The organism is Pseudomonas sp. FP215, assembly GCF_030687795.1.
GTDB lineage: Bacteria > Pseudomonadota > Gammaproteobacteria > Pseudomonadales > Pseudomonadaceae > Aquipseudomonas > Aquipseudomonas salmasensis.
This window is the reverse complement of the sequence record NZ_CP117447.1, coordinates 2119793-2140224: the sequence shown is the minus strand read 5'-3', so window position 1 is coordinate 2140224 and position 20432 is coordinate 2119793. Positions and strand designations below refer to the sequence as shown.

The window sequence follows — 20432 nt, the reverse complement described above, 5'->3', positions numbered from 1 at the left end:
CTGGGTGGCCTCTATGGGCCGCCCTGATTGTTGTAGGGAAAACGCGGCTACACCATGCTCGGGTCGGGTTCCAGGCCCATCAGCTCACGGCCGAGGATCTGCGCGCACACGTCATAGTCGGTGTAGGCATGGGCGCCGGTCATGTGGGCATCGCGGAACAGGCGCTGCATTTCGTTGTGTTCGAACCAGGCATTGCCACCGGCGGCGGCGAACAGGCGGTCTACCGCTTCGATGCACATCTTGGTGGCGTAGGCCTGGTTGGTGCGCCAGAACGCCAGGGTTTCTCGCGCGGGGTAGCGGTGGGCAGCGCTGTGTTCGGCGTGGTCTTGCCAGGTTTTCTCCAAAAACGCCCGAGCGGCGGCCACCTGGTGGGTGGACTCGGCCAAGCGCATCAGCGCCGGGGTCGCTGCGCCAACGGCAGCACCGGTGTAGGCGCGCACACGGTTTTTGGTTTTTTCGCGGAACACCTCCAGCATGCGCTCGGCCACGCCGAGGCTGACGGTGGAAAAGCCACTGGCGAAATACGGCCGATACGGCGCGTAGAAAATCTGACTGTCTGGGTACAGACCAAAGCCTGCGGACTTGCCTTCCATCATGTCCTTGGCCTTCTGGATACGGTGCTCGGGCACCCAGGCGTTGTCGATGATCAGGGTCTTGGTGCCGCTGCCTTTCATGCCGGCTGCAAACCAGTCATCGCGGATCTGATAGTCACTGCGCGGCAGCACGGCAAAGCAGTAGTCCTGGGTGCCTTCGGCATTCTGGCGACGGCAGCCAACAATCGCCCATTCGCCATGGTCACAGCCGCTGCTCCAGCCCATCTCGCCACTGAAGTACACGCCGCCCTCGCCCTCGGTCACCCGGCCGAACGGCGCAATACTGCTGCTGGCCGTGGCATCCGGGTTGGCGCCCCAGATCTCCTCCTGCAACTGCGCCGAGAACAGCGCCAGTTGATGGCTGTGGGTGCACAACAAACTCATGGCCCAGGCGGTGCTGGCGCAACTGCCGGCGAGCAAGGCGATGCAATCGGCGAATTCGGGCAGCGACAGTTCCAGGCCGCCGAATGCCTTGGGCTGGAAGGCGCGGTGCAGGCCGATGCTTTTGAGCAGCGCGATATTCTCATCCGGCACTTGGCGCAGCTGTTCGGCACGGCTGGCGTTGGCGGCAATGGCAGGCAGAAGAGGCTTGAGGTCTTCGAGGAGCGGGTTTGGCTTTTTCATGGACGGCCCTGCTTATTATTGGAAGTCCGGCAGGCGCTCCAAATCGTGGAACGGCGCGGGATGCAGGGCCAGTATCGACCGGCTTGCGCCGGCACAACATGCACGTTCGGCAGGCAAGGTTGTACTTTTCACAGGCACGGCAGGCACAGGCATAAAACCTGGCAGGCACAGTCAAGCCGCGTACCTGCGCGTTGGTTAACCTCGAGTTTTCTTTTGTGAACTGCCAGGAACCTGCCATGAGCGATATCCCGCTGCTGCCTCACGTCGAAGCCTTTTTGCGTCGCCGTCATGGGCTATTCATCGACGGCGCCAGTGTGCGCAGCCACGCCGATGCACGCCTGAGCGTGACCAACCCCGCCACCGGCCAGGTGATCGCCGATGTGGCCGACGCAGACCTGGCGGATATCGACGCTGCGGTCGCTTGCGCCAACCGGGGTTTCCAGTTGTGGTCGCAGACCGCACCGGCCATTCGTGGCAACGTGCTGCTGAAACTGGCCGACCTGCTGGAGCACCACCGCGAAGAACTGGCGCAGATCGAAACCTGCCAGTCGGGCAAGATCATCCAGATTTCCCGCGCCTTTGAGGTCGACCAGGCCGCGCATTTCCTGCGTTACTACGCAGGTTGGGCCACCAAGCTCAGCGGCCAGACGCTCACGCCGTCGCTGCCTTCGTTCAATGGCGAGCGCTACACCGCCTTCACTTTGCGCGAACCGGTGGGCGTGGTGGTAGGCATTGTGCCGTGGAATTTCTCGACCATGATCGCCATCTGGAAGCTCGCCTCGGCGCTGGTAACCGGCTGCAGCATCATCATCAAGCCCAGCGAATTCACGCCGCTGACCCTGCTGCGCATCGCCGAACTGGCCATCGACGCCGGGTTGCCGGCGGGCGTACTCAACGTGCTGACCGGCGGCGGCCATGTCGGCAAGGGGCTGGTGGAACACCCCGGCACCCACAAGGTGTCGTTCACCGGCTCAGTGCCCACCGGTATTGCGGTGGGCCGCAGTGCCATGGGCGCCGGGCTGACCCGCGCGACCCTGGAACTGGGCGGCAAGAACGCCGCCGGTTTCCTGCGCGACATGGATGTAGACAAAGCGGTGGATGGCATCATCGAAGCGGGCTTCTTGCATTCTGGGCAAATCTGCGCGGCGGCCGAGCGTTTCTTCGTGCACCGCTCGCAGATCGACGCCGTGCTGGAAAAACTCAAGGCACGTCTCAGCCGCCTGACCATCGGCTCGCCCCTGGACGAACACACCGAATTCGGCCCAGTGACCCACCAGCAACACCAACACAAACTGCTCGGCTACTTCAACCAGGCCCGCGCCGAAAACAACACGATCATCCACGGCGGCCACCTCATCGACCGCCCCGGCTGCTACGTCGAACCCACCGTAATCCTCGCCAACCACCTGCACGACACCCTGCTCAACGAAGAGACCTTCGGCCCCATCGCCACCTTCCTGCCCTACGACGATGAAGACGAACTGCTGGCGATGATGAACCACGGGCCCTACGGCTTGAGCGCCAGCCTGTGGACCAATGACCTGGGCAAGGCCCTGCGCATGATCCCGGCCGTCAAGGCTGGCACCGTGTGGGTGAACATGCACACCTTGCTCGACCCGGCAGTGCCGTTTGGTGGCAGCCGGTCTTCGGGGCTGGGGCGGGAGTTTGGCAGTGCGTTTATTGAGGATTACACCGAGCTTAAGTCGGTGATGATTCGGTATTGAATAGCTGTAGGAGCGAGCTTGCTCGCGAAAAACGTCAACGATAACGCGTGCATCCTGAATAAAGACGGCGGCTATGGTTTTTTCGCGAGCAAGCTCGCTCCTACAAAAACCCTAACTGAACGGAACCACCGCCTCCGCCTCAATCTCAATCAACCACTGCGGCAACGATAACCCGCTGACGATAATCCACGAAGACGGTGGCGGGTTGTGCGCGAAGCGCTGGCGCAGAGCCTCGGCAATCGGCTCCTGCTGCTCTCGGGCAGATTCGACAATATACAAGCGCAGCATGATCACATGAGACAGATCACCGCCCACCGCGGCTAGCACCTTTTCGACATTGTCCAACGCCGTGGCCGTTTGTTCGGCAACCCCTGGGCCCACCGTACGCTCTTGAGCATCCACGCCCACCTGCCCCGACAGCATGATTCGCCGGCCCTCTGGCACTTCCATGGCCTGGCTGAAACCGTATTGCAGGGAGTTGAATACCGTCGTGGGATTAATAACCTTTCGTTGCATGACCAATCCTTGTTGTCAGTAGGAAAACAAGGCTAACCCAAAGAAACCGCTCAGGATGATGGTTCAACATCCAGCAACATGTTCGTGGGTCAAGCGCTGAACCTTGAGTGCCCGGTGGCCTGATGAAAACGCGCAAACCCACCAGGCAATCACATCCCCCCTGTAGGAGCGAGCTTGCTCGCGAAAACCCCACAGGCGCCGCGCTTACTCAGGAAGCGCGCGTTATCGTTGACGTTTTTCGCGAGCAAGCTCGCTCCTACATGGGTTATTCAGCGTACCCGCAATGGCGCGGTTGTCGGACCGCTCTTACACAACTTTCGGGTTGCGTCCGATGAACCTCGCCGCTAACCTTCGCGGGTCGCTGCAAAATCAGCGAATGGGTGTGGTAGCCCAGTTCTTTCATAGACCCCAAAAACGCTCAAGGGCGTTTTTTTATGCGGGCTGCTTTGTGGCGGCTGTGCATGGGAGGCTTCGGCCTGCCGGGTTTCTATGACCGGTCTACCACCCCGTGTACAGTCGCCTCCTTACTTCGTGTGGTAGCGAAATGGAGGTGCTCATTCATAGGAGCTTCGCCATGAAAAAAGTCACACCCAATCCCCCACCATCCCCCTCGGATGACAACCCGCAACTATCCCCCGATGTCATCTTCACCGTCCGCCCCGGACTCAGCACTGAAGCCGCCTTGAGCAATGCCAGCGAAATGCTGGAGTCCGCGACCGTCTGCGCCTACGACTGTGCCGAACAGCTTGACGGTCACGCCCGCAAGCAGGTGCTGGCGGTGGTGCAGATGATCGAGATTGCGCAGTTGCTGGTAGATCAAGCGCTGAACCGTGAGTGCCCGGTGGCCTGATGAAAACGCACAAACCCAACAGGCAATGACATTCCCTGTAGGAGCGAGCTTGCTCGCGAAAAATCCACAGGCGCCGCGCTTACTCAGGAAGCCCGCGTTATTGTTGACGTTTTTCGCGAGCAAGCTCGCTCCTACAGGGCATTATCGTGCCAGGCTACCAGGTGCCCATCGCCAGGCTGTGCGGTGAAAACTCAGCGAACTGCCAACGCAAGGCCAACGCTGCAGGGCGGCGGACCACATGTTCCACCGTCACCGTCCACAAGCGCTGCGCGCCTTCGAACTCAGCCACTTGTGGCCCACTGAGGATCAACGAAGTACGCCCGGCCACTTGCAGCACGTCGCCGGTCTCAAAATCAACAAACAACAACCCCGCCACCGGGTTGGCGTGCAGGTTGCCGAGGGTGTTGAAGAACAGGTTGCCGGCGAAATCCGGGATGGTCAGCACGTTGCCTTGCACCCGCACAAATCCCGTATTGCCGCCTCGATGGGAGACGTCCACCGAGCGTTCGCCGTGCAGGTCGACGTAGCTGGCGACGAAGAAGGTGTCGGCGTGGCGGATCAGTGCTTGAGCCGCGTCATCCAGGCGGTTGCTGCGCTCGGCCAGGTTGCCGGGTTTGCGCGCAATGCCGGCGACGGGGCGCAGTTGGATGTACTTGGGGCAGTTGCCGAAGGTGTGTACCACCTCGACCGCGAAGCCCTCATCCTCAAGCGTTCCGATGCGACCATTCATGCGGTTGCGGCGGCGGGTGTTGAGGTCGATGCCCAGCAGGCCAATGGCCGAGCCATCCGTTATTCCAGCCCAGGCGGGATCAGTTTTGGAAGGCAGGCTGTCGATCTGCAGCGTGTGCGGATCTGGTGAGTGCGCGAAGCCTGGTGCGCCCTCCAGCATCGTCGCCCAGGGGATGCCCTGTTCGTCCACCACACCCGCGATCAGGTACGGCAGTAGCGGGTAAAAATCGCGGTGCTGCTCAGGCAAATGATCACGAATGACCTTGGGCCCGATCATGGCCATGCGTTCAGAAACGCCGGCACTTTCCTGCATGTGCCGTTCGCCGACATGCCAAGGGGTTGCTTCAATCGAGTGCATGGCGCTCACCTCCGGTTAGAGACTGCAGATGCTGCGCCCACGTCGCGATGGAGAGAATGCCCACCCTGGGCAATCCACTATTACGCCAACTGAAACGCCGGATGCTCGCGCAACGCGCTGACGCAGTAGTCAACAAAACTGCGCACGCGCATCGACGCATGGCGGCCTTCGCGGTAGACCACATGCACCGGCTGCGGCGGCAACTCGAAGGCAGGCAACAGGCGCTGCAACTGGCCGCTCGCCAGGTGTTCGTGCAGCGGGTAACTCAAGGTTCGAATCACGCCCGCCCCCTGCACCGCCGCATTGATCGCGCCTTGGACAGTGGCGCAACTCAGCCGGGCGCGAGCCTTGAGGGTGTAATGCAGGAAATCCCAGTGCACCGGGTCGGCGCTGGCAATCAGATGATGCTGCTTGAGTTCAGCCGGATGCCGGGGTTCGCCCCGGGTCGCCAGGTAAGCGGGGCTGGCGCAAAGGACAGTGCCCACCTGCCCGACCTGCCGCGCAATCAGCGACGAGCTGGGCAATTCGCCGACCAGCACCGCCACGTCCAGCCCTTCTACGTGCAGGTTCGGGTAATAGTCGTGGTAATGCGCGATCACACGCACCGCCGGGTAGCGATCCGCATAGCCGGCCAACAGCGGCGCCATGACATAGCGGCTGAACAGTAACGGCAGGAATATCCGCAGGTCGCCCTGGGCCTGCACATGCAAACCGTTGGCCGAAGCCTCGGCCGCGTCCACCGCTGCCAGCAGGCGCACGCAGTCGGCAAGGTAAGCCTGGCCTGCGTCGCTCAAGCTGACGCCGCGGGTGCTGCGTTGCAGCAACACCACGCGCAGGCGTGCCTCAAGGCGTGCAACCGCTCTTACCAGCGTGGGACCTGAAACCTGTGCATGGCGTGCCGCCGACGCCAGGCTGGGTTGCCCGGCCAGCGCGGTAAACAGCTGCATATCGCGAAAACGCTCCATCAGGCGCGCCGCTTGGTCGCCGCGTTCAGGGCCGGGTCCTGCCCGAGGCGCTGGCTGAGGAAATCCACAAACGTATTGACCTTGGCCGGCACGCGGCCGTTTTGCTGGAACACCACGTGGATCGGCAGCGGCGCCGGTTCGAAATCCTCCAGCACCAGCTCCAGCTCACCCGCCGCCACCGCTGCCGCGACTTGATAAGACAGTACCCGCGTCATCCCCCAGCCCAGGCGGGCCAGGTTGATCGCGGCATTGTTGGCGGTGACCACCAGGCGTGGATCGATCGGTACCTTCAGCGGCTGGCCGGCGTCGATAAATGTCCACTCACTGACCAGTTGGCTGGACGATGACGTGACGAGCTTGGCCTCACGCAACTGCTCGGGGCGCTGGGGCCGCCCGTGTTGGTCAAGATAAGCCGGCGATGCGCACACCACCCGGCGTACTTCGCCGACCTTGATCGCTTGCTGTCCGGATTGGTGCAGGTGGCCGATACGCACCGCTACATCCACACCTTCGTCGGTCATATTGACCACCCTGTCGACCAGCAAGGCGTTGATACTCACCAACGGAAAACGGTCCAGATAATCCCCTAGAACCGGCGCCACATACAGCTCGCCAAACAGTACCGGTGCGGTCACCGTCAACTGACCGCCCGGAATGGAGTAACTGCCCGCCGCCGCTTCCTCGGCCTCATCCAGCTCGGCAAGGATGCGTCGGCAATCTTGCAGGTAACGCTGGCCGGCTTCGGTCAAGTGCAGGCTGCGGGTGGTGCGCGCCAGCAACTGAGTGCCGATGCGTTGTTCCATGGCGGCAATGGCCCGAGTCACGCTGGGCGGCGAGGTGTTCAGGCGGCGCGCGGCAGCCGCGAAGCCCTCCTCCTCGGCCACGGCCAGGAACACCTGCATTTCATGAAATCGGTCCATCGGCGCCCCTCAGTTGTTATTGCGATTGCAGCCCCACCGCCGTGCGCGGCATGCCAACGAAACCCGGCAGTGCTTCGATGCTGGCCAGCCAGGCGCGTACCTTAGGGTAGTCGGCCAGGGACACATTGCCTTCCGGCGCATGGGCCACGTAGGTGTAGAAGGCGATATCGGCAATGCTGGGCTGCTCACTGGCGAGGAAACGGCTGTGGTTCAGTTGCTGCTCCATCACGCTCAGCAAGGCATGGGCACGATTGATTGCGCTGACAGTGTCCACCTCGGCGCCAAACACCGTGGCCAAGCGCGCCGTGGCAGGCCCGGCATGCAGTGGGCCGGCGGCGGCCGAGAGCCAGCGTTGTACTCGCGCGTGGCCAGTCGGGTCGCTCGGCAGCCATTGGCCGTTGCCATAGGTGCTGGCCAGGTAAAGCAGGATGGCATTGGAGTCGGCCAGTACCGTGCCGCCGTCATCAATCACCGGCACCTGGCCGAAGCTGTTCAGGCGGGTGAGAAACTCAGGCGTTTTATGCGCACCTTGCTTGAGATCCACCAGGATAAATTCGCTCGTCAGCCCCAGCAGGGACAGCATCAGCTCGACCCGGTGGGAGTGGCCGGACAGGGGAAAACCATAGAGTTTGATCGCAGGCTGGGTCATGACAGGCTCCAAATGAGTGGGTATCGACGCCAGGGATGTTCTACCGCTGTCTTATTTGGCGGAATGACCAGGATTCACAATCCAGCATTTCATCCAGCGAAACAATACATCGTTGGCGTGGCAGCCAAGCCGGGCGCGAGCGTTTCATAAAAAAATTCAAACTATCGCCCTCCCCATCGTTCACACCTTCACGTGCAACGTTAAGTAGGAGGCAACATGCAGTACCGACAACTGGGTCATTCCGGCCTGCTGGTATCGGAAATCATCCTGGGCACCGTGCCCTTTGGCGGTCGCGCAGAATTTGAAAAATGCGGTGCGGTGGACGTGCCCCTGGCCAAGCGCATGTTCGATATGGCGTTCGACGCCGGGGTGAACATGGTCGACACCGCCGATCTCTATTCCCACGGCCTGGCCGAAGAAGTGGTGGGCAAGGCGCTGGGCGGCAAGCGCAACGACATTCTGCTGGCCACCAAGGGCCGCAGCCCGGTGGACGACAACCCCAACAACTCCGGCTCATCGCGCTACCACTTGATCCGCGCGTGCGAAGCCAGCCTCAAGCGCCTGGGCACCGACCACATCGACTTGTACCAACTGCACAACTGGGACGGTATGACGCCGATCGAAGAGACCCTGGAAGCCCTGCGCCTGTTGGTGGGTTCGGGCAAGATCCGCTACTTCGGCACCAGCAACTTCACCGCCTGGCAAATGATGAAAACCCTGGGCAAGGCTGAACTGCACGGCATGCTCAAGCCAATTACCCAACAGATCTACTACACCCCGGAATCCCGAGAGGCCGAGTACGAGTTGCTGCCGTTGGCCCTGGACCAGCAGATCGGCACGCTGGTGTGGGGGCCGATGGGCGAAGGCCTGCTGACCGGCACGACCCGACGCGGGCACAAGCCGCCGGCCAATACCCGCCAGGGCAGCGGTTGGCCGGAACCCTATGTCCACGATCAGGAACGTGCGCTGGACATTATCGAGACCCTCGCCGCCGTCGGTGATGAACACGGCGTCTCGGTCGCCCGCACCTGCCTGGCCTGGCTCAAGGATCGCCCCGGGATCACCTCGCTGATTGTCGGCGCCCGTACCGAAGCACACCTGCGCGACAACCTGGCGGCCACTGAACTGAAACTCACCGAAGCGCAGTCGGCGCGCATCGAAGCTGTCACTCGCCGTCAGCCGTTGTACCCCTACTGGCACCGCTTCACCGCCGGGATTGATCGTTTTGACCCCGCAGAGCAACCGTTCCTGGCCGAGCATCAAAAAACCCTGGATGCCCGCCAGGACAAATAACCCCCCCCTTGGAGCAGGCTTTTCTGTAGGAGCGAGCTTGCTCGCGAAAAAACCACAGGCACCGCGTTTATTCAGGAAGCACGCGTTATCGTTGACGTTTTTCGCGAGCAAGCTCGCTCCTACATTTTTGGGGTTGCCACCCGATGGCAATGCTGCCTATATTTCCGCCTGGCGCTCTCTACGCCACCTTCCGCGGAAAGGGCTGCGCCCAAGACATCCCAGCTCCACCCATTTCTACGACTCCCAACCTTGAAGCGGAAAAGGTTTGTGCAAGGAGCTCGTATGTCGCAACGCCCTTTAGCCTCCACTACCAATGGCCGCCTCAACCTTGAGCAGCAGCGCAAGCGCGCCAAGGAACTGTTGTCGCAGCTGAAAAGCCTAGACCCCAGCGCAACCTTGTCCCAGGCTCAATGGCAGGTAGCCAAACAGCTGGGCTTCGCCAGTTGGCCCAAGCTCAAGGCCCACGTCGACGCCCTCGACTTTGCCGCCCGCCACCCTGGTTTCGATGCCAGCGATGAATCCCGCACCACCCATTGGCGGTGTGGTAATGATATTGCCCACAGCCTGCAACTGGCCGGGTTCAAGGGACAGTTCCGGATGCTCACTGACCCGCTGTGCATGGGGCCAGTGCGTGAACTACCCAGCGAAGCGTTCCAAGCGATGCGCAGTACCTTTATCAGTCAGGCCTTTGCCATTGACTCCACTGAAGTTGCGCATCGCATCAACGATGAATACAACCAACTACAAGCCTTGAACAACGCCGATCCCAGTGTGCTGTGGTGCGAGGCGGACGCCTACGATCAATTGTTCCTGGTCCGCGCCCTGGCTGGCCTTGAGCAGGCGCCGCGCAAGCTGGAGCTGATTGAGGCAGACCGAATTCCCGGAGTCGAGCGATTTATCGGCATAGGCCAATTGGCCCCCGATGTGCTGGCCTGGCTCTGGCCGCAGCGGCGCTTGATCGACGACGACGCAGTGCAGTTGGCCAAACGGGTCTGGTCGGCTTACTGCGACAGCTCACCGCTCAACCTCGCGGAACTGGCCCATGGCAATCACCCTGCCCTGCCTTTTCTGGCACCGGCGTTACGGCGCCAGCTACAGGAGTTGCCGGGTATCGAGGACGGTTTGTCACTGACTGAACGTTTGTCCCTGAGGTATATCGCTGAGGCCGGGCCTGTGCCTTTCGGTCGGGTGTTTGCCGAGTTGATGGCCAAGCGCGAGCCACTGCCTTTCCTGGGCGATATGATGTTTCACGCGCTGCTGCGCCCATTGATTGATGGGACGGCGCCGCTGCTGATCGAGGCCGAAACGGACGTGGAGTGGCCGCGCCGCGTATTGGCGTTGACGCCACTGGCGCATCAGGTACTGGACGGCAATGCCTGCTGGCTGGAGCACGCCAGCCATGAGCGCTGGGTCGGTGGTGTGTGCCTGCGGCCACGGCAACCTCATTGGGCACTGGGCCTTGATGATCTGCCCGTCTGGCGTGACTGATGCTGCGCGATACGATCAGCGCTTGGGAAACAACCCCACGGCACATGCCACCACAGTCGGGTCGCCCTGGTAGACCGCCCGCGGGCTCATCGAAGGCTGGGGCGCTCGGCCGTCCACGGCGCGCAGCATGGGCCACTCAGCGGTCGGAGAACTGTGTGCCGGATCGACAATTTCCATGCAGCGACGCAGAGAGGTGAAGTCTGGCGACTGTGACAACGACAGGTGCAGGGTCTGGCTGACCGAGACCGACACTACCGAGCGCTGCGCACATTGCCCGTCATAGATCAGCGTGTGGCGGATCAACGGGTTGTCATGGCAGTACTTGAGCAGGTTGACCTGCCGCGAGTGCACCAGCGCAGTGTTGATGATCAGCAGGTCAAACGCCACAACGCCCGAGCGTGTCAGTGCCTGCAACTCGTCGAACGAACTCAACGGGGCGATGCGGTAATAGCCCAGCTGGTTGAGCATTTTCTCGATCTTGATCCGTTGCAAAAGCTCTGCATCGGCAATCAGAAGGCGTAACGCTTTATTGGACATAGGGTAAACCTGACAGTTGGGCATCCGCGTCGATCATTCAACGCTGAGCAAAGTAACCGTCAGGGGTGAACCCTGACTTTAAGGCGATTCTGAAACGGCAATCCGGGGCACACCGTACTTTTAAGAATCGCCTCAAAGCCTTCGCGCCACTCGCTACCTACCATGGGCTGCGTTCCCTTACCCGACCATGGAATTACCGTGTTCATGTTTCTACTCAGAATGGTGCTGCTGGCCTGCGGGTTGCTGGTGCTTGCGCCCCCGCCTGCCGATGCGGCGCTGAAGATCGAAGGCACCCGCCTGATCTATTTCGGCCAGGACAAGGCCGCCGGTATCAGCGTGGTCAACCAGGCCTCGCGGGAAGTGGTGGTGCAAACCTGGATCACCGGCGAGGACGAATCAGCCGACCGCACCGTGCCCTTTGCCGCCACCGAGCCATTGGTACAACTGGGCGCCGGGGAGCATCACAAGCTGCGCATCCTGTATGCCGGTGAGGGCTTGCCCAGCGATCGGGAATCGCTGTTCTGGCTCAATATCATGGAGATCCCGCTCAAGCCTGAAGACCCCAACAGCGTGCAGTTCGCGATCCGCCAGCGGCTCAAGCTGTTCTATCGGCCCCCCGCACTCCAGGGCGGCTCGGCCGAGGCGGTGCAGCAATTGGTATGGAGCAGCGACGGGCGCACGGTGACGGTCAACAACCCCAGCGCCTTCCACCTGTCGCTGGTCAACCTGCGAATCGACAGCCAGACGCTCAGCGATTACCTGCTGCTCAAGCCCCATGAACGCAAAACCCTGACCGCGCTCGACGCTGTGCCCAAGGGCGCCATTCTCAACTTCACCGAAATCACCGATATCGGTTTGCAAGCCCGTCATAGCACGGCGCTCAACTGATAAATCACGGGGTATTTATACCAATGTCACTGACCAAACGCTGTTTACCCCTACTGATATGGGCCTGCGCGGTCCTGCCCGCCACCAGCCACGCACTGGCCTGCCGCGAGGACGGCACCAACTCGATCATCACCCAGGAAGCGCTGGGCACGGCGCTGGCAGTCGCCGCCGACGCACCCAACGGCACCATCATTTGGGAATCCGGCCCGCGCTCGACCAATGTCATCTGCAAGGACGACTACCTCCACGGCCGTGAGGAAGTGTATTTCTATGTCAACCCGGCCAGCGTGAGTATCGGCACCGGGATCCGCGTGGGCATTCGCTATAACAACCAACCGATTACCCAAAGCACCGGTAAGGTCGGTACCGGTTTCTTCTCCGACCGAGGCTGCAATTTGTCCAACTGCGTGGGCTGGGACAAGGCGCGCTTCACCCTCAATTTCAGCGTGTTCATCGAGAAGTACGACCCCACGCCACCGAGCGGCCAGGCCAGCACCCTGACCTCTTACCGCGTGTTCCAACTGGACGGCGTGCGCGGGCTCAACTCACGACCCAACAGCAACTTCAATTATGTGGTCACTGGCATGAACGATATCCGCTTCGTGCCTTGCACTCCCGAACTGACCATCAGCCCCAGCGTGGTCAACTTCCCCACACCTTCGCGCAAAGCCTCGATCGGTGAAGTCGCCAGCAGCGCGAACTTCAGCCTGAACCTGCGCAAGGGCTGCGACACGCCCTATACCGTCAGCGCACGCTTCGCCACCACGCCGGGCGGCGGCAGTGTGAACAATGGCCTGCTGGTGCCGGACAACAACAGCTCAGTCGGCATCTCGCTGTCTCGCGCCGAGAGCCAGCAGCAACTGCCCTTCAATAACTGGTTCACGCTGCAGGAGCTGATGGGCCTGGGCCAGAGCCACGATGAATTCCGCGCCGACCTCAAGTGGCGCACCCTACCGATTCCCGGAGCGTTCGACGCTGCCGTAGTGGTGGATATGTACTACAAGTAGGTGATTTTTAAGGATCGTCTTATGCCACCGGCAGAGGCCCAGACGTAAAGTCTTCCGATGCGATTGAAAAGTTATCTGCTCCAGATCAACCCCGTCCTCTCCCGACCCGAAGCAGCCAGAAGGCTGCTTCGTATTTTTGCGAGCGTGCTGCTGGTAGGCATCCTCAGCGGGGTCTATACCTTTTTGCTGTCGACCTTCAACAACGACATCTCCCAGCGCCGCGGCTACATGAGCAGCGCCATTGCCGAAGCCCATACCTTTTTCACCAACCGCCAAGCCCTGCTCGAAAGCCTGAGCCTGTCGGCAGTGCGCAAGCAGTCCAGGGTCTATCCGTCCTCGGCCGAAGAACAACACCTGGAATTGGGCGACACATCGGGCAACCAGTGGAGCATCTGGCTGACCGCACGCATGCGCGACTACCTCAAGGCCACACAGCTGAACCTACTCTATGTAAACGCCGGCCCCAACCCGCAAGTGATGCGCCTTTACGACGCCACCGCGCAGGTATTGCCGATTTCCAAATGTATGCTCAACCGCCTCAAGGCTCTGCAGCACACCGACCCGGCCACGCTTAACGAACTTTGGCTGAGCGACAGGACTGAACAGCACTCGCACCTGTATATCTTCATCCGCCTGGACGAGCGTGATCGCGGCTCCGGCTGGCTCGGCCTGGAGATGGATAGCCGTGAAGTCTCATCGACACTCAGCGACCAGAGCGCCGGTGAGTTCATGATGCTCAATTCCCAGGGCATGCTGGTGTTCACCAACAGCACCGATACACAGTTGAGCCAGCAACACCTGAGGCCCGGCGAAGACAGTTTTTTCGGTTTTGTCGGCAGCGGCTGGCTGCCCGACCACCTGGTGATTCGCAAACACCTGAAGTCCTCTGAATGGCAGTTGATGTACTCCATCGACCTGCGTGCGGTGGTCACCGGCCTGTGGAAACAGCTGCTCGGTTCGCTGCTGTTCTGCCTGTTCAGCCTGACACTGATCTGGCTGGTGATGCGCCGCGTCGATCAGCGTTTCATCATTCCGTCGATCCATCGCATCCAGGCGTTGATCGAAAGCGAAGCCTTCGGCCGCGATGTGATCCAGACCGCGCCAGTGGCCCTTTGCGTGCTGCGCCGCACCGACGGCCGGGTGGTACTGGAAAACACCCTGGCCCAGCAATGGCTGGGTAACGGGCCGGAGCGCGAGGCGCTGCGCGCCGGCTGGATCGAACAAGCCTTTGCCAACGGACCTTCCGAGCGCAGTGACTACTTTGAAACCATCGACGGCCGTCACCTGTACCTGAGCAGTGCACCGACCCGCTACAAAGGCGAAGACGTGCTGTTTTGCGCCTTCAGTGACATCAGTGCGCGCAAGCAGGTCGAGGCGGCGCTGGAAGAGGCGCGGCAATCGGCGGACGCAGCCAACGCGGCAAAAACCCTGTTCCTGGCGACCATGAGCCATGAAATCCGTACACCGCTGTATGGCGTGCTCGGCACCCTGGAACTGCTGGCGCGCACGCAACTGGATGCACAACAAAAGGACTACCTGCAGGCGATCGAAGGCTCATCGTCGACCTTGCTGCAACTGATCTGCGATGTGCTGGACGTATCGAAGATCGAGGCCGGGCAGTTGGCACTGGAGATGGGCGAGTTCTCGCCGCTGGACCTTGTGCATGAAATCATCCAGGGCTACGCCGCAGCCGCCCACGCCAAGGGCCTGCAGCTGTATGCCTGCTTCGATCCCAAGCTGCCGGAACGCCTGATCGGCGACGTAACGCGCATCCGCCAGATTCTCAATAACCTGCTCAATAACGCGGTGAAATTTACCGACTATGGGCGCGTGGTAATGCGGGTCAAAGTGCTGGGCCGCGACGGGGAACGCTCCAGTCTGTTGTGGCAAGTCTCGGACACCGGCAAAGGTATCGCCCAGGAAGACCAGGCGATGATCTTCGAGCCGTTTTACCAGAGTGAAGGCAATACCAATGTGGTCGCCGGCACCGGCCTGGGCCTGCCTATCTGCCAGCGCCTGACGGAGTTGATGAACGGCAATATCCGCATGGTCAGCGAACTCGGCCTGGGCAGCAGTTTCAGCCTGATCCTACCGTTGGAAGAAGCATCTGTTCCACCGATGACACCGTTGCTGGCTGAGACCATTTACGTGGCCTCGCCGATCCCGGAACTGGCAAACGCGATCGCCGGCTGGTTGCGCCGCTGGGGCGCAAGGGCCCAGGCCGGCTTGCCGACGCTGGCGGACACGCATCTGCTGTTGCAAGTGCACCCCGGCAGCGTCGACCCGTTGCTGGTGCCCGAGTGGCCCGGGCCGGTGATTCACGTGAGCAGCAACGCCTGCCCCGGCGTAGAAGCCGACGCCGGCGCCTGGCACGTCAACCTCAACCACCTGGGGGCTATTCATCAGGCCGTGAGCCAGGCGCAAGGGCTATGGGTGGCCCGTGCCGATGAGCAAACGCACCGGCGGGATCTGAACAAACTCAACCTGCACCTGCTGGTGGCCGAGGACAACATCATCAACCAGCTGATTTTGCGTGATCAACTGGAAGAACTCGGCTGCACCGTGGAGCTGGCGGCCGACGGTCAGCAAGCGTTGCAGCTCCACACCGCCGGCAACTTCGACGTGGTGTTGACGGATGTGAACATGCCCCATATCAACGGCTATGAACTGGCGCGTGAACTGCGGCGCCAGGGCTGCACGTTGCCGATTATCGGGGCCACCGCCAACGCCATGCGCGGCGAGGCCGACCTGTGCCTGGCCGCCGGCATGAACCATTGCCTGGTCAAACCCTTTGCGTTGCGGGCTCTATTCAACTCCCTGGCGCCTTATGCACGGATCACCCATGAAGCCCCTTAGTATTCTGATTGTCGAGGACCATCCCCTGCAGCATATCTACCTGCAGAACTTGCTCAGCGAGTTGGGAGACTTCCTGCTCGAAACCGCCGAGGATGGCAAAGAAGCGCTGGAGCGCCTGCGCCAGCGGGACTTCGACCTGGTACTGACCGACCTGCTGATGCCCGGCATGGACGGCGTGCAGTTTATCCAGTGCCTGGCCAGCCTGCGCTGCAAGCCGGCGCTGGCAATCATGAGTGCGGCGTCGAGGCGCATGCTGATGGCGGCCAGCCTGGTGGCGAAAAACCTCGATGTGGAAGTGCTTGGCCTGATTTCCAAGCCCGTGAACGCCGAAGCCTTACGCACCCTGGTCAACCAACTCAGGAACAGGGTGCGCACGCCTACCCCCGAACTGCCCGAGCACATGGACATCGACCGTCACACGCTGGTGCAGGCCATGAGCAGCGGCCAGTTCCAGGCCTGGTTCCAGCCGAAAAAATCCCTGGCCAACGGCCGTATCGTCGCCGCCGAAGCCCTGGTGCGCTGGATGCACCCCGAACAAGGCGTGATGCTGCCTGCCGCGTTCCTGCCGGCAATCAAGGCGTTCGAACTGGAGGAGCGGCTGTTGTGGCTGGTGCTCAAGCAAACGATCCACGCCCAAGAACACTGGCGCCAGCGCGGCTATGAAATTCCGGTGTCGATCAACCTGCCGACCCACTTGCTCAACAGCCATGACCTGGCCGACCGTTTGCTGGAGTTCGTGCTGCACCACGATGGTATCCCGGGAATGATCTGCTTCGAGTTGATGGAATGTTCGGTGCCGCAGGACATCAGCAATTTCTACGCCGGCGCCTGCCGATTGCGGATCAAGGGGTTCGGTTTGTCCCAGGATGATTTCGGCAAGGGCTACAGCTCCTACCTCAATCTGGTGTCCACGCCATTTACCGAACTGAAGATCGACCAGGCACTGGTGCAGGGCAGCCACGACAACGAAGGCATCGCCCAGGCATTGGCGAGCATTATCGCGCTGGGCCGCAAGTTGGGTCTGACGGTGGTTGCCGAGGGCGTGGAGACCCCGCAGCAATTGGCGCTGCTGCGCAAAATCGACTGCAATCAGGTGCAGGGTTTCCTGATCTCTCACGCAGTGTCTTCGGACCAATTTCAGCAACTACTGAACAATGATGGCCCCGCGACATCTCACTAGCTGGCGGCCACGATCATAAGGAGTAAGCTCCATCCAGTGCCGATTTATCCTGCGCCTGCGGAAACCCCTGATGAAGCACAATAACGCGATTCTCGAAGCCTTTACCCGCAGCTCATTGCGTCTGAACAAAGGCTTGATGGTGTTGATGGGAGTCGCGTTGCTGCTGATGCTGACCAATTACTGGTCTCTGCACCGAGGCGTCGAAGTGCGCTACAGCGCAATGCGCTTTCACTTTGCGCGGCTGATGGAAAACCTCGCAGAACAGCAAACCTACCTCAAGAGCCTGACACACCCCGGCATCCAGGCCGAACTGCTGCGCGCCACCCACGTGCAGGTCAGCCTCAAAAGCCGCATGGTCGACAACCGCCGCACACTGTACGAAGGCCAGAAGTATTCGTTTTCGGTGCCATTCAGCGTCAAGTTCGATGAACAGCAGATCAGCACCGCCGCCAGGCCGCCGATTTTTGCCCTGGGTGCGCACTTGACCAGCTACTACAGCGCCTTCTGGTCCTCGTCGCCGTACGAGGCGCCGCAAACCTTTGTGCTCAATCGCCAGGCCGACTACGCCATCACCATTCCGTCCGTGGGCTATCAGCACCGGGAAAACCCCGAGGATACCGACAACCCGGTGGCCCGGGTCAACGCCGTGCAGCAAATCCTTGCACAGGCGCCGCAGCCACTGGAGCAGAATCGGGTGTATTGGCAGGCCGGCCCCGAACCCGAGCATTTACTGGCCTACATCGGCCTGCCACTCGACGCCCAGGGCCAGGCTGTGATCGGCACCCTGCTCGACGTGTCGCAGGTCGACGATGTACAGCGCGCGCTGAATCACTCGGCGTTTGATCGCTTTACCCTGATTGGCCCTGACGGCAACCGGTTGATTGGGCCAACCAACCAAGCGCAGCTCAGCGATGGTGTGCATTTCACGGCCGACGGCTTTGAATTCAAGGTCACCGAGGCCGGCGACCAGCCCTGGAGCGCGGTCTATGGCCTGAACTACTCGCACTTCTTTCACTCCGCATTGTGGCCGTTGAGCACCATGGCGTTGCTGCTGTTCAGCCTGATTACACTGGGTTGGGCTGGCAGCCGATGGTATCGACGCCAGGTGATCACCCCAGCACAACTGGCCCACGAACGCATCGCCGAAAGCGTGGCGTTCAGCCGCGTGATCATCGACACCGCACCTACTGGGTTATGCGTGGTGCGACGCAGCGATGGCAAGGTATTGATCGAAAACCAGCGCGCCCAGCAATGGCCGGGCACCTCACGCCTGGTGCAGGCCATGGCCGGTAAGCACGATGGCGCCGAGAGCGGTGAGACGCACTTGGAGATCGAGGGCCGGCACCTGCAGATCGGCTTTGTGTCGACCCGTTATCAGGCTCAAGACGTACGCCTGTATGCATTCAACGATATCACCCGGCACATCGAAGACGCCCAGGCCCTGGAAGAGGCACGTCATGCCGCCGATGCGGCCAGCGAGGCCAAGACGCTGTTCCTGGCAACCATGAGCCATGAGATCCGCACGCCGCTGTATGGCGTGCTCGGCACCCTCGAATTGCTCGGCCTGACCGACCTCGACCCGCACCAAAAAACCTACCTGCACACCATCCAGCGTTCGTCCGCCACACTGTTCCAACTGATCAGTGATGTGTTGGATGTCTCGAAGATCGAGTCCGGGCAAATGGCGATAGAAGCCGTGGATTTCTGTCCGCTGGACATGCTCGAAGATACCTTGCACACCTACGCCGCCTTCGCCCGGCGCAAGGGGTTGCAGCTTTACAGTTGCATCGACCCGCAGTTGCCGAACTGCCTGATGGGCGACCCGATGCGCATCCGCCAGGTCCTCAATAACCTGGTGAGCAACGCCATCAAGTTCACCGACTTTGGGTGCGTGGTGATTCGTGCCAGGGTGGTGGGCAGCGACGCCAATAATGTCGACCTGGAATGGCAAGTCACCGATTCCGGCGTGGGCATTGCCGAGGCGCAGCAGGCCAAGCTCTTCGATCTGTTCTACCAGGCACCGGACACCGCCAGCGAAGGCGGCACCGGGCTGGGCCTGCCGATCTGCCGATGGCTGGCGCAGATGATGGACGGCGAAATCCGCGTGGTCAGCGAGCCCGGACTGGGCAGCAGCTTTACCCTGAAAATGCGCTTGCCACTGTGTTGTGGCGCACTGACCAACCTGCCGCTGATCGAACCCAGCCCGACGCCGGTGTACGTGCAGGCACCGGTACGCGAACTGGCGCAGGCAATGAGTGACTGGCTCAACCGCTTGGGCATCACCGCCGCCCGGGCCGCGCCCCCCCAGGACAAAGACAGTCACCACGCGGTACTGGTAGATCTGTTACCTGGCGAGCCCCCCAAGCCATGGGCCGGCCAACGTGTGCTCTGCCTGCCCGGTGCGCACAGTCCGCCGCTGCACACGGCGCAAGGCTGGGTGGTGGATATGCACGACATACGCACCATCGCCGCCACCGTATCACTGGCGCAGCACGGCAGGCACGAGCAACCCACGGCGACCCGGCCACAAAGCGCCGGGCGGCTGGAGCTGCGCATCCTGGTGGCCGAGGACAACCCGGTCAACCAGGCGATCATCAAGGAGCAACTGGAGGCGCTCGGTTGCTCGGTGAGCCTGGCTGCCAACGGTGAACAGGCGTTGCAGTTATGGCAACCGGAGGCCTTCGACCTGGTGCTGACCGACGTGAATATGCCGTTGATGAATGGCTATGAACTGGCCAGGACCTTGCGTGAGCATGATCCACAGTTGCCGATTGTCGGCGTGACCGCCAATGCAATGCGCGAGGAAGGCGTACGTTGCCTGGCAGTGGGCATGAACGCCTGGATCGTCAAGCCCTTGAGCCTGCAGACCCTGCGCGACCAGTTGATCAAACTGTGCAAGATCAAGTCGCCGGTTGAGCCTGACGCCCAGGTATTCGACGACCGCGTGCAACTGTCGGACAAGATGCGCCCGCTGTTCATCAGCAGCGTGCAGCAGGATGTGCAGCGCATCGGCGTGGCACTGGTCCAGCGTGATGCCCGCGGCCTCGGCCAATTGCTGCACTCGATCGCTGGGGCCCTGGGCGCAGTGCAGGCGCTCAGCCTGGCCCAGGCCTGCATCGAACTGGAAAGCGCACTTAACCGGGGCAGCCTCGACACAACGCTTGAGCTCAAGGTGAAGACTGTGATGCAGCGTCTGTCGGCCGTTCTGGAGACTCTCCAGCCCGGGCACTCTTCACTCACTTGAACTGGCACTAC

General features: G+C 61.4%; 16 protein-coding genes. 9 read left to right on the top strand and 7 right to left on the bottom strand.

The window, feature by feature from the left end:
• Nucleotides 1–47 precede the first annotated feature (47 nt).
• On the bottom strand, nt 48–1217 hold the full coding sequence (locus PSH76_RS09910) for a p-hydroxyphenylacetate 3-hydroxylase oxygenase component (protein ID WP_032901980.1): 1170 nt from the start codon (nt 1215–1217) through the stop codon (nt 48–50).
• Between the two features lie 236 nt (nt 1218–1453).
• Between PSH76_RS09910 and PSH76_RS09905 the strand changes: the two genes are divergently transcribed.
• Complete coding sequence (locus tag PSH76_RS09905; protein ID WP_305493995.1) at nt 1454–2941, top strand: aldehyde dehydrogenase family protein; 1488 nt, start codon at nt 1454–1456, stop codon at nt 2939–2941.
• Between the two features lie 111 nt (nt 2942–3052).
• On the opposite strand, the gene PSH76_RS09900 is transcribed toward PSH76_RS09905, so the two are convergent.
• On the bottom strand, nt 3053–3457 hold the full coding sequence (locus PSH76_RS09900) for a RidA family protein (RefSeq protein ID WP_032896352.1): 405 nt from the start codon (nt 3455–3457) through the stop codon (nt 3053–3055).
• Nucleotides 3458–4031: 574 nt separating this feature from the next.
• Here PSH76_RS09900 and PSH76_RS09895 point away from each other — a divergent pair.
• The gene (locus PSH76_RS09895) at nt 4032–4307 is read left to right on the top strand and encodes a DUF6124 family protein (RefSeq protein WP_032896349.1); all 276 of its coding nucleotides are present in this window, start codon (nt 4032–4034) and stop codon (nt 4305–4307) included.
• Between the two features lie 154 nt (nt 4308–4461).
• Here the strand turns inward: PSH76_RS09895 and PSH76_RS09885 are convergent, their stop codons facing one another.
• From PSH76_RS09885 to PSH76_RS09870, 4 genes are all read right to left on the bottom strand, one after another.
• Nucleotides 4462–5394, bottom strand: coding sequence for a pyridoxamine 5'-phosphate oxidase family protein (locus PSH76_RS09885; RefSeq protein ID WP_098950884.1), 933 nt, complete (start codon nt 5392–5394; stop codon nt 4462–4464).
• Between the two features lie 80 nt (nt 5395–5474).
• On the bottom strand, nt 5475–6359 hold the full coding sequence (locus tag PSH76_RS09880) for a LysR family transcriptional regulator (RefSeq protein WP_305493994.1): 885 nt from the start codon (nt 6357–6359) through the stop codon (nt 5475–5477).
• Entirely contained in the window at nt 6359–7279 is a 921-nt protein-coding gene (locus tag PSH76_RS09875; protein ID WP_305493993.1) for a LysR family transcriptional regulator, read from the bottom strand. The genes PSH76_RS09880 and PSH76_RS09875 overlap by 1 nt, the downstream gene beginning before the upstream one ends.
• Nucleotides 7280–7295: 16 nt before the next feature.
• Nucleotides 7296–7928, bottom strand: a complete 633-nt coding sequence (locus PSH76_RS09870; RefSeq protein WP_098950883.1) for a glutathione S-transferase family protein — start codon at nt 7926–7928, stop codon at nt 7296–7298.
• A gap of 216 nt (nt 7929–8144) precedes the next feature.
• Here PSH76_RS09870 and PSH76_RS09865 point away from each other — a divergent pair, with 216 nt between their 5' ends.
• Both PSH76_RS09865 and PSH76_RS09860 read left to right on the top strand, forming a co-directional pair.
• On the top strand, nt 8145–9221 hold the full coding sequence (locus PSH76_RS09865; protein WP_003192433.1) for an aldo/keto reductase: 1077 nt from the start codon (nt 8145–8147) through the stop codon (nt 9219–9221).
• Nucleotides 9222–9503: 282 nt separating this feature from the next.
• Nucleotides 9504–10709, top strand: coding sequence for a DUF1835 domain-containing protein (locus tag PSH76_RS09860; RefSeq protein WP_305493992.1), 1206 nt, complete (start codon nt 9504–9506; stop codon nt 10707–10709).
• 15 nt (nt 10710–10724) lie between these two features.
• Here the strand turns inward: PSH76_RS09860 and PSH76_RS09855 are convergent, their stop codons facing one another.
• Nucleotides 10725–11246 carry a chemotaxis protein CheY gene (locus tag PSH76_RS09855; protein ID WP_305493991.1) on the bottom strand — a complete coding sequence of 174 codons (522 nt, stop codon included), beginning with the start codon at nt 11244–11246 and terminating at the stop codon, nt 10725–10727.
• Nucleotides 11247–11444: 198 nt separating this feature from the next.
• Here PSH76_RS09855 and PSH76_RS09850 point away from each other — a divergent pair, with 198 nt between their 5' ends.
• From PSH76_RS09850 to PSH76_RS09830, 5 genes are all read left to right on the top strand, one after another.
• Nucleotides 11445–12134 carry a molecular chaperone gene (locus tag PSH76_RS09850; RefSeq protein WP_370874650.1) on the top strand — a complete coding sequence of 230 codons (690 nt, stop codon included), beginning with the start codon at nt 11445–11447 and terminating at the stop codon, nt 12132–12134.
• A gap of 23 nt (nt 12135–12157) precedes the next feature.
• Nucleotides 12158–13141, top strand: coding sequence for a fimbrial protein (locus PSH76_RS09845; RefSeq protein WP_003192439.1), 984 nt, complete (start codon nt 12158–12160; stop codon nt 13139–13141).
• Nucleotides 13142–13198: 57 nt separating this feature from the next.
• On the top strand, nt 13199–15997 hold the full coding sequence (locus PSH76_RS09840; RefSeq protein WP_305493989.1) for an ATP-binding protein: 2799 nt from the start codon (nt 13199–13201) through the stop codon (nt 15995–15997).
• On the top strand, nt 15984–17177 hold the full coding sequence (locus tag PSH76_RS09835; RefSeq protein ID WP_305493988.1) for an EAL domain-containing protein: 1194 nt from the start codon (nt 15984–15986) through the stop codon (nt 17175–17177). The genes PSH76_RS09840 and PSH76_RS09835 overlap by 14 nt, the downstream gene beginning before the upstream one ends.
• A gap of 70 nt (nt 17178–17247) precedes the next feature.
• Nucleotides 17248–20421, top strand: a complete 3174-nt coding sequence (locus PSH76_RS09830) for a hybrid sensor histidine kinase/response regulator (RefSeq protein WP_305493987.1) — start codon at nt 17248–17250, stop codon at nt 20419–20421.
• The last annotated feature ends 11 nt before the right edge of the window (nt 20422–20432 follow it).

What these genes read in the sequence shown, in the direction of transcription:
- PSH76_RS09830 (WP_305493987.1), top strand. Translation starts at nt 17,248, where the DNA reads ATGAAGCACAATAACGCGATTCTCGAAGCCTTTACCCGCAGCTCATTG.
- PSH76_RS09875 (WP_305493993.1), bottom strand. Translation starts at nt 7,279, where the DNA reads ATGGACCGATTTCATGAAATGCAGGTGTTCCTGGCCGTGGCCGAGGAG.
- PSH76_RS09905 (WP_305493995.1), top strand. Translation starts at nt 1,454, where the DNA reads ATGAGCGATATCCCGCTGCTGCCTCACGTCGAAGCCTTTTTGCGTCGC.
- PSH76_RS09885 (WP_098950884.1), bottom strand. Translation starts at nt 5,394, where the DNA reads ATGCACTCGATTGAAGCAACCCCTTGGCATGTCGGCGAACGGCACATG.
- PSH76_RS09910 (WP_032901980.1), bottom strand. Translation starts at nt 1,217, where the DNA reads ATGAAAAAGCCAAACCCGCTCCTCGAAGACCTCAAGCCTCTTCTGCCT.
- PSH76_RS09860 (WP_305493992.1), top strand. Translation starts at nt 9,504, where the DNA reads ATGTCGCAACGCCCTTTAGCCTCCACTACCAATGGCCGCCTCAACCTT.
- PSH76_RS09880 (WP_305493994.1), bottom strand. Translation starts at nt 6,359, where the DNA reads ATGGAGCGTTTTCGCGATATGCAGCTGTTTACCGCGCTGGCCGGGCAA.
- PSH76_RS09865 (WP_003192433.1), top strand. Translation starts at nt 8,145, where the DNA reads ATGCAGTACCGACAACTGGGTCATTCCGGCCTGCTGGTATCGGAAATC.
- PSH76_RS09840 (WP_305493989.1), top strand. Translation starts at nt 13,199, where the DNA reads ATGCGATTGAAAAGTTATCTGCTCCAGATCAACCCCGTCCTCTCCCGA.
- PSH76_RS09835 (WP_305493988.1), top strand. Translation starts at nt 15,984, where the DNA reads ATGAAGCCCCTTAGTATTCTGATTGTCGAGGACCATCCCCTGCAGCAT.
- PSH76_RS09845 (WP_003192439.1), top strand. Translation starts at nt 12,158, where the DNA reads ATGTCACTGACCAAACGCTGTTTACCCCTACTGATATGGGCCTGCGCG.
- PSH76_RS09895 (WP_032896349.1), top strand. Translation starts at nt 4,032, where the DNA reads ATGAAAAAAGTCACACCCAATCCCCCACCATCCCCCTCGGATGACAAC.
- PSH76_RS09870 (WP_098950883.1), bottom strand. Translation starts at nt 7,928, where the DNA reads ATGACCCAGCCTGCGATCAAACTCTATGGTTTTCCCCTGTCCGGCCAC.
- PSH76_RS09855 (WP_305493991.1), bottom strand. Translation starts at nt 11,246, where the DNA reads ATGTCCAATAAAGCGTTACGCCTTCTGATTGCCGATGCAGAGCTTTTG.
- PSH76_RS09900 (WP_032896352.1), bottom strand. Translation starts at nt 3,457, where the DNA reads ATGCAACGAAAGGTTATTAATCCCACGACGGTATTCAACTCCCTGCAA.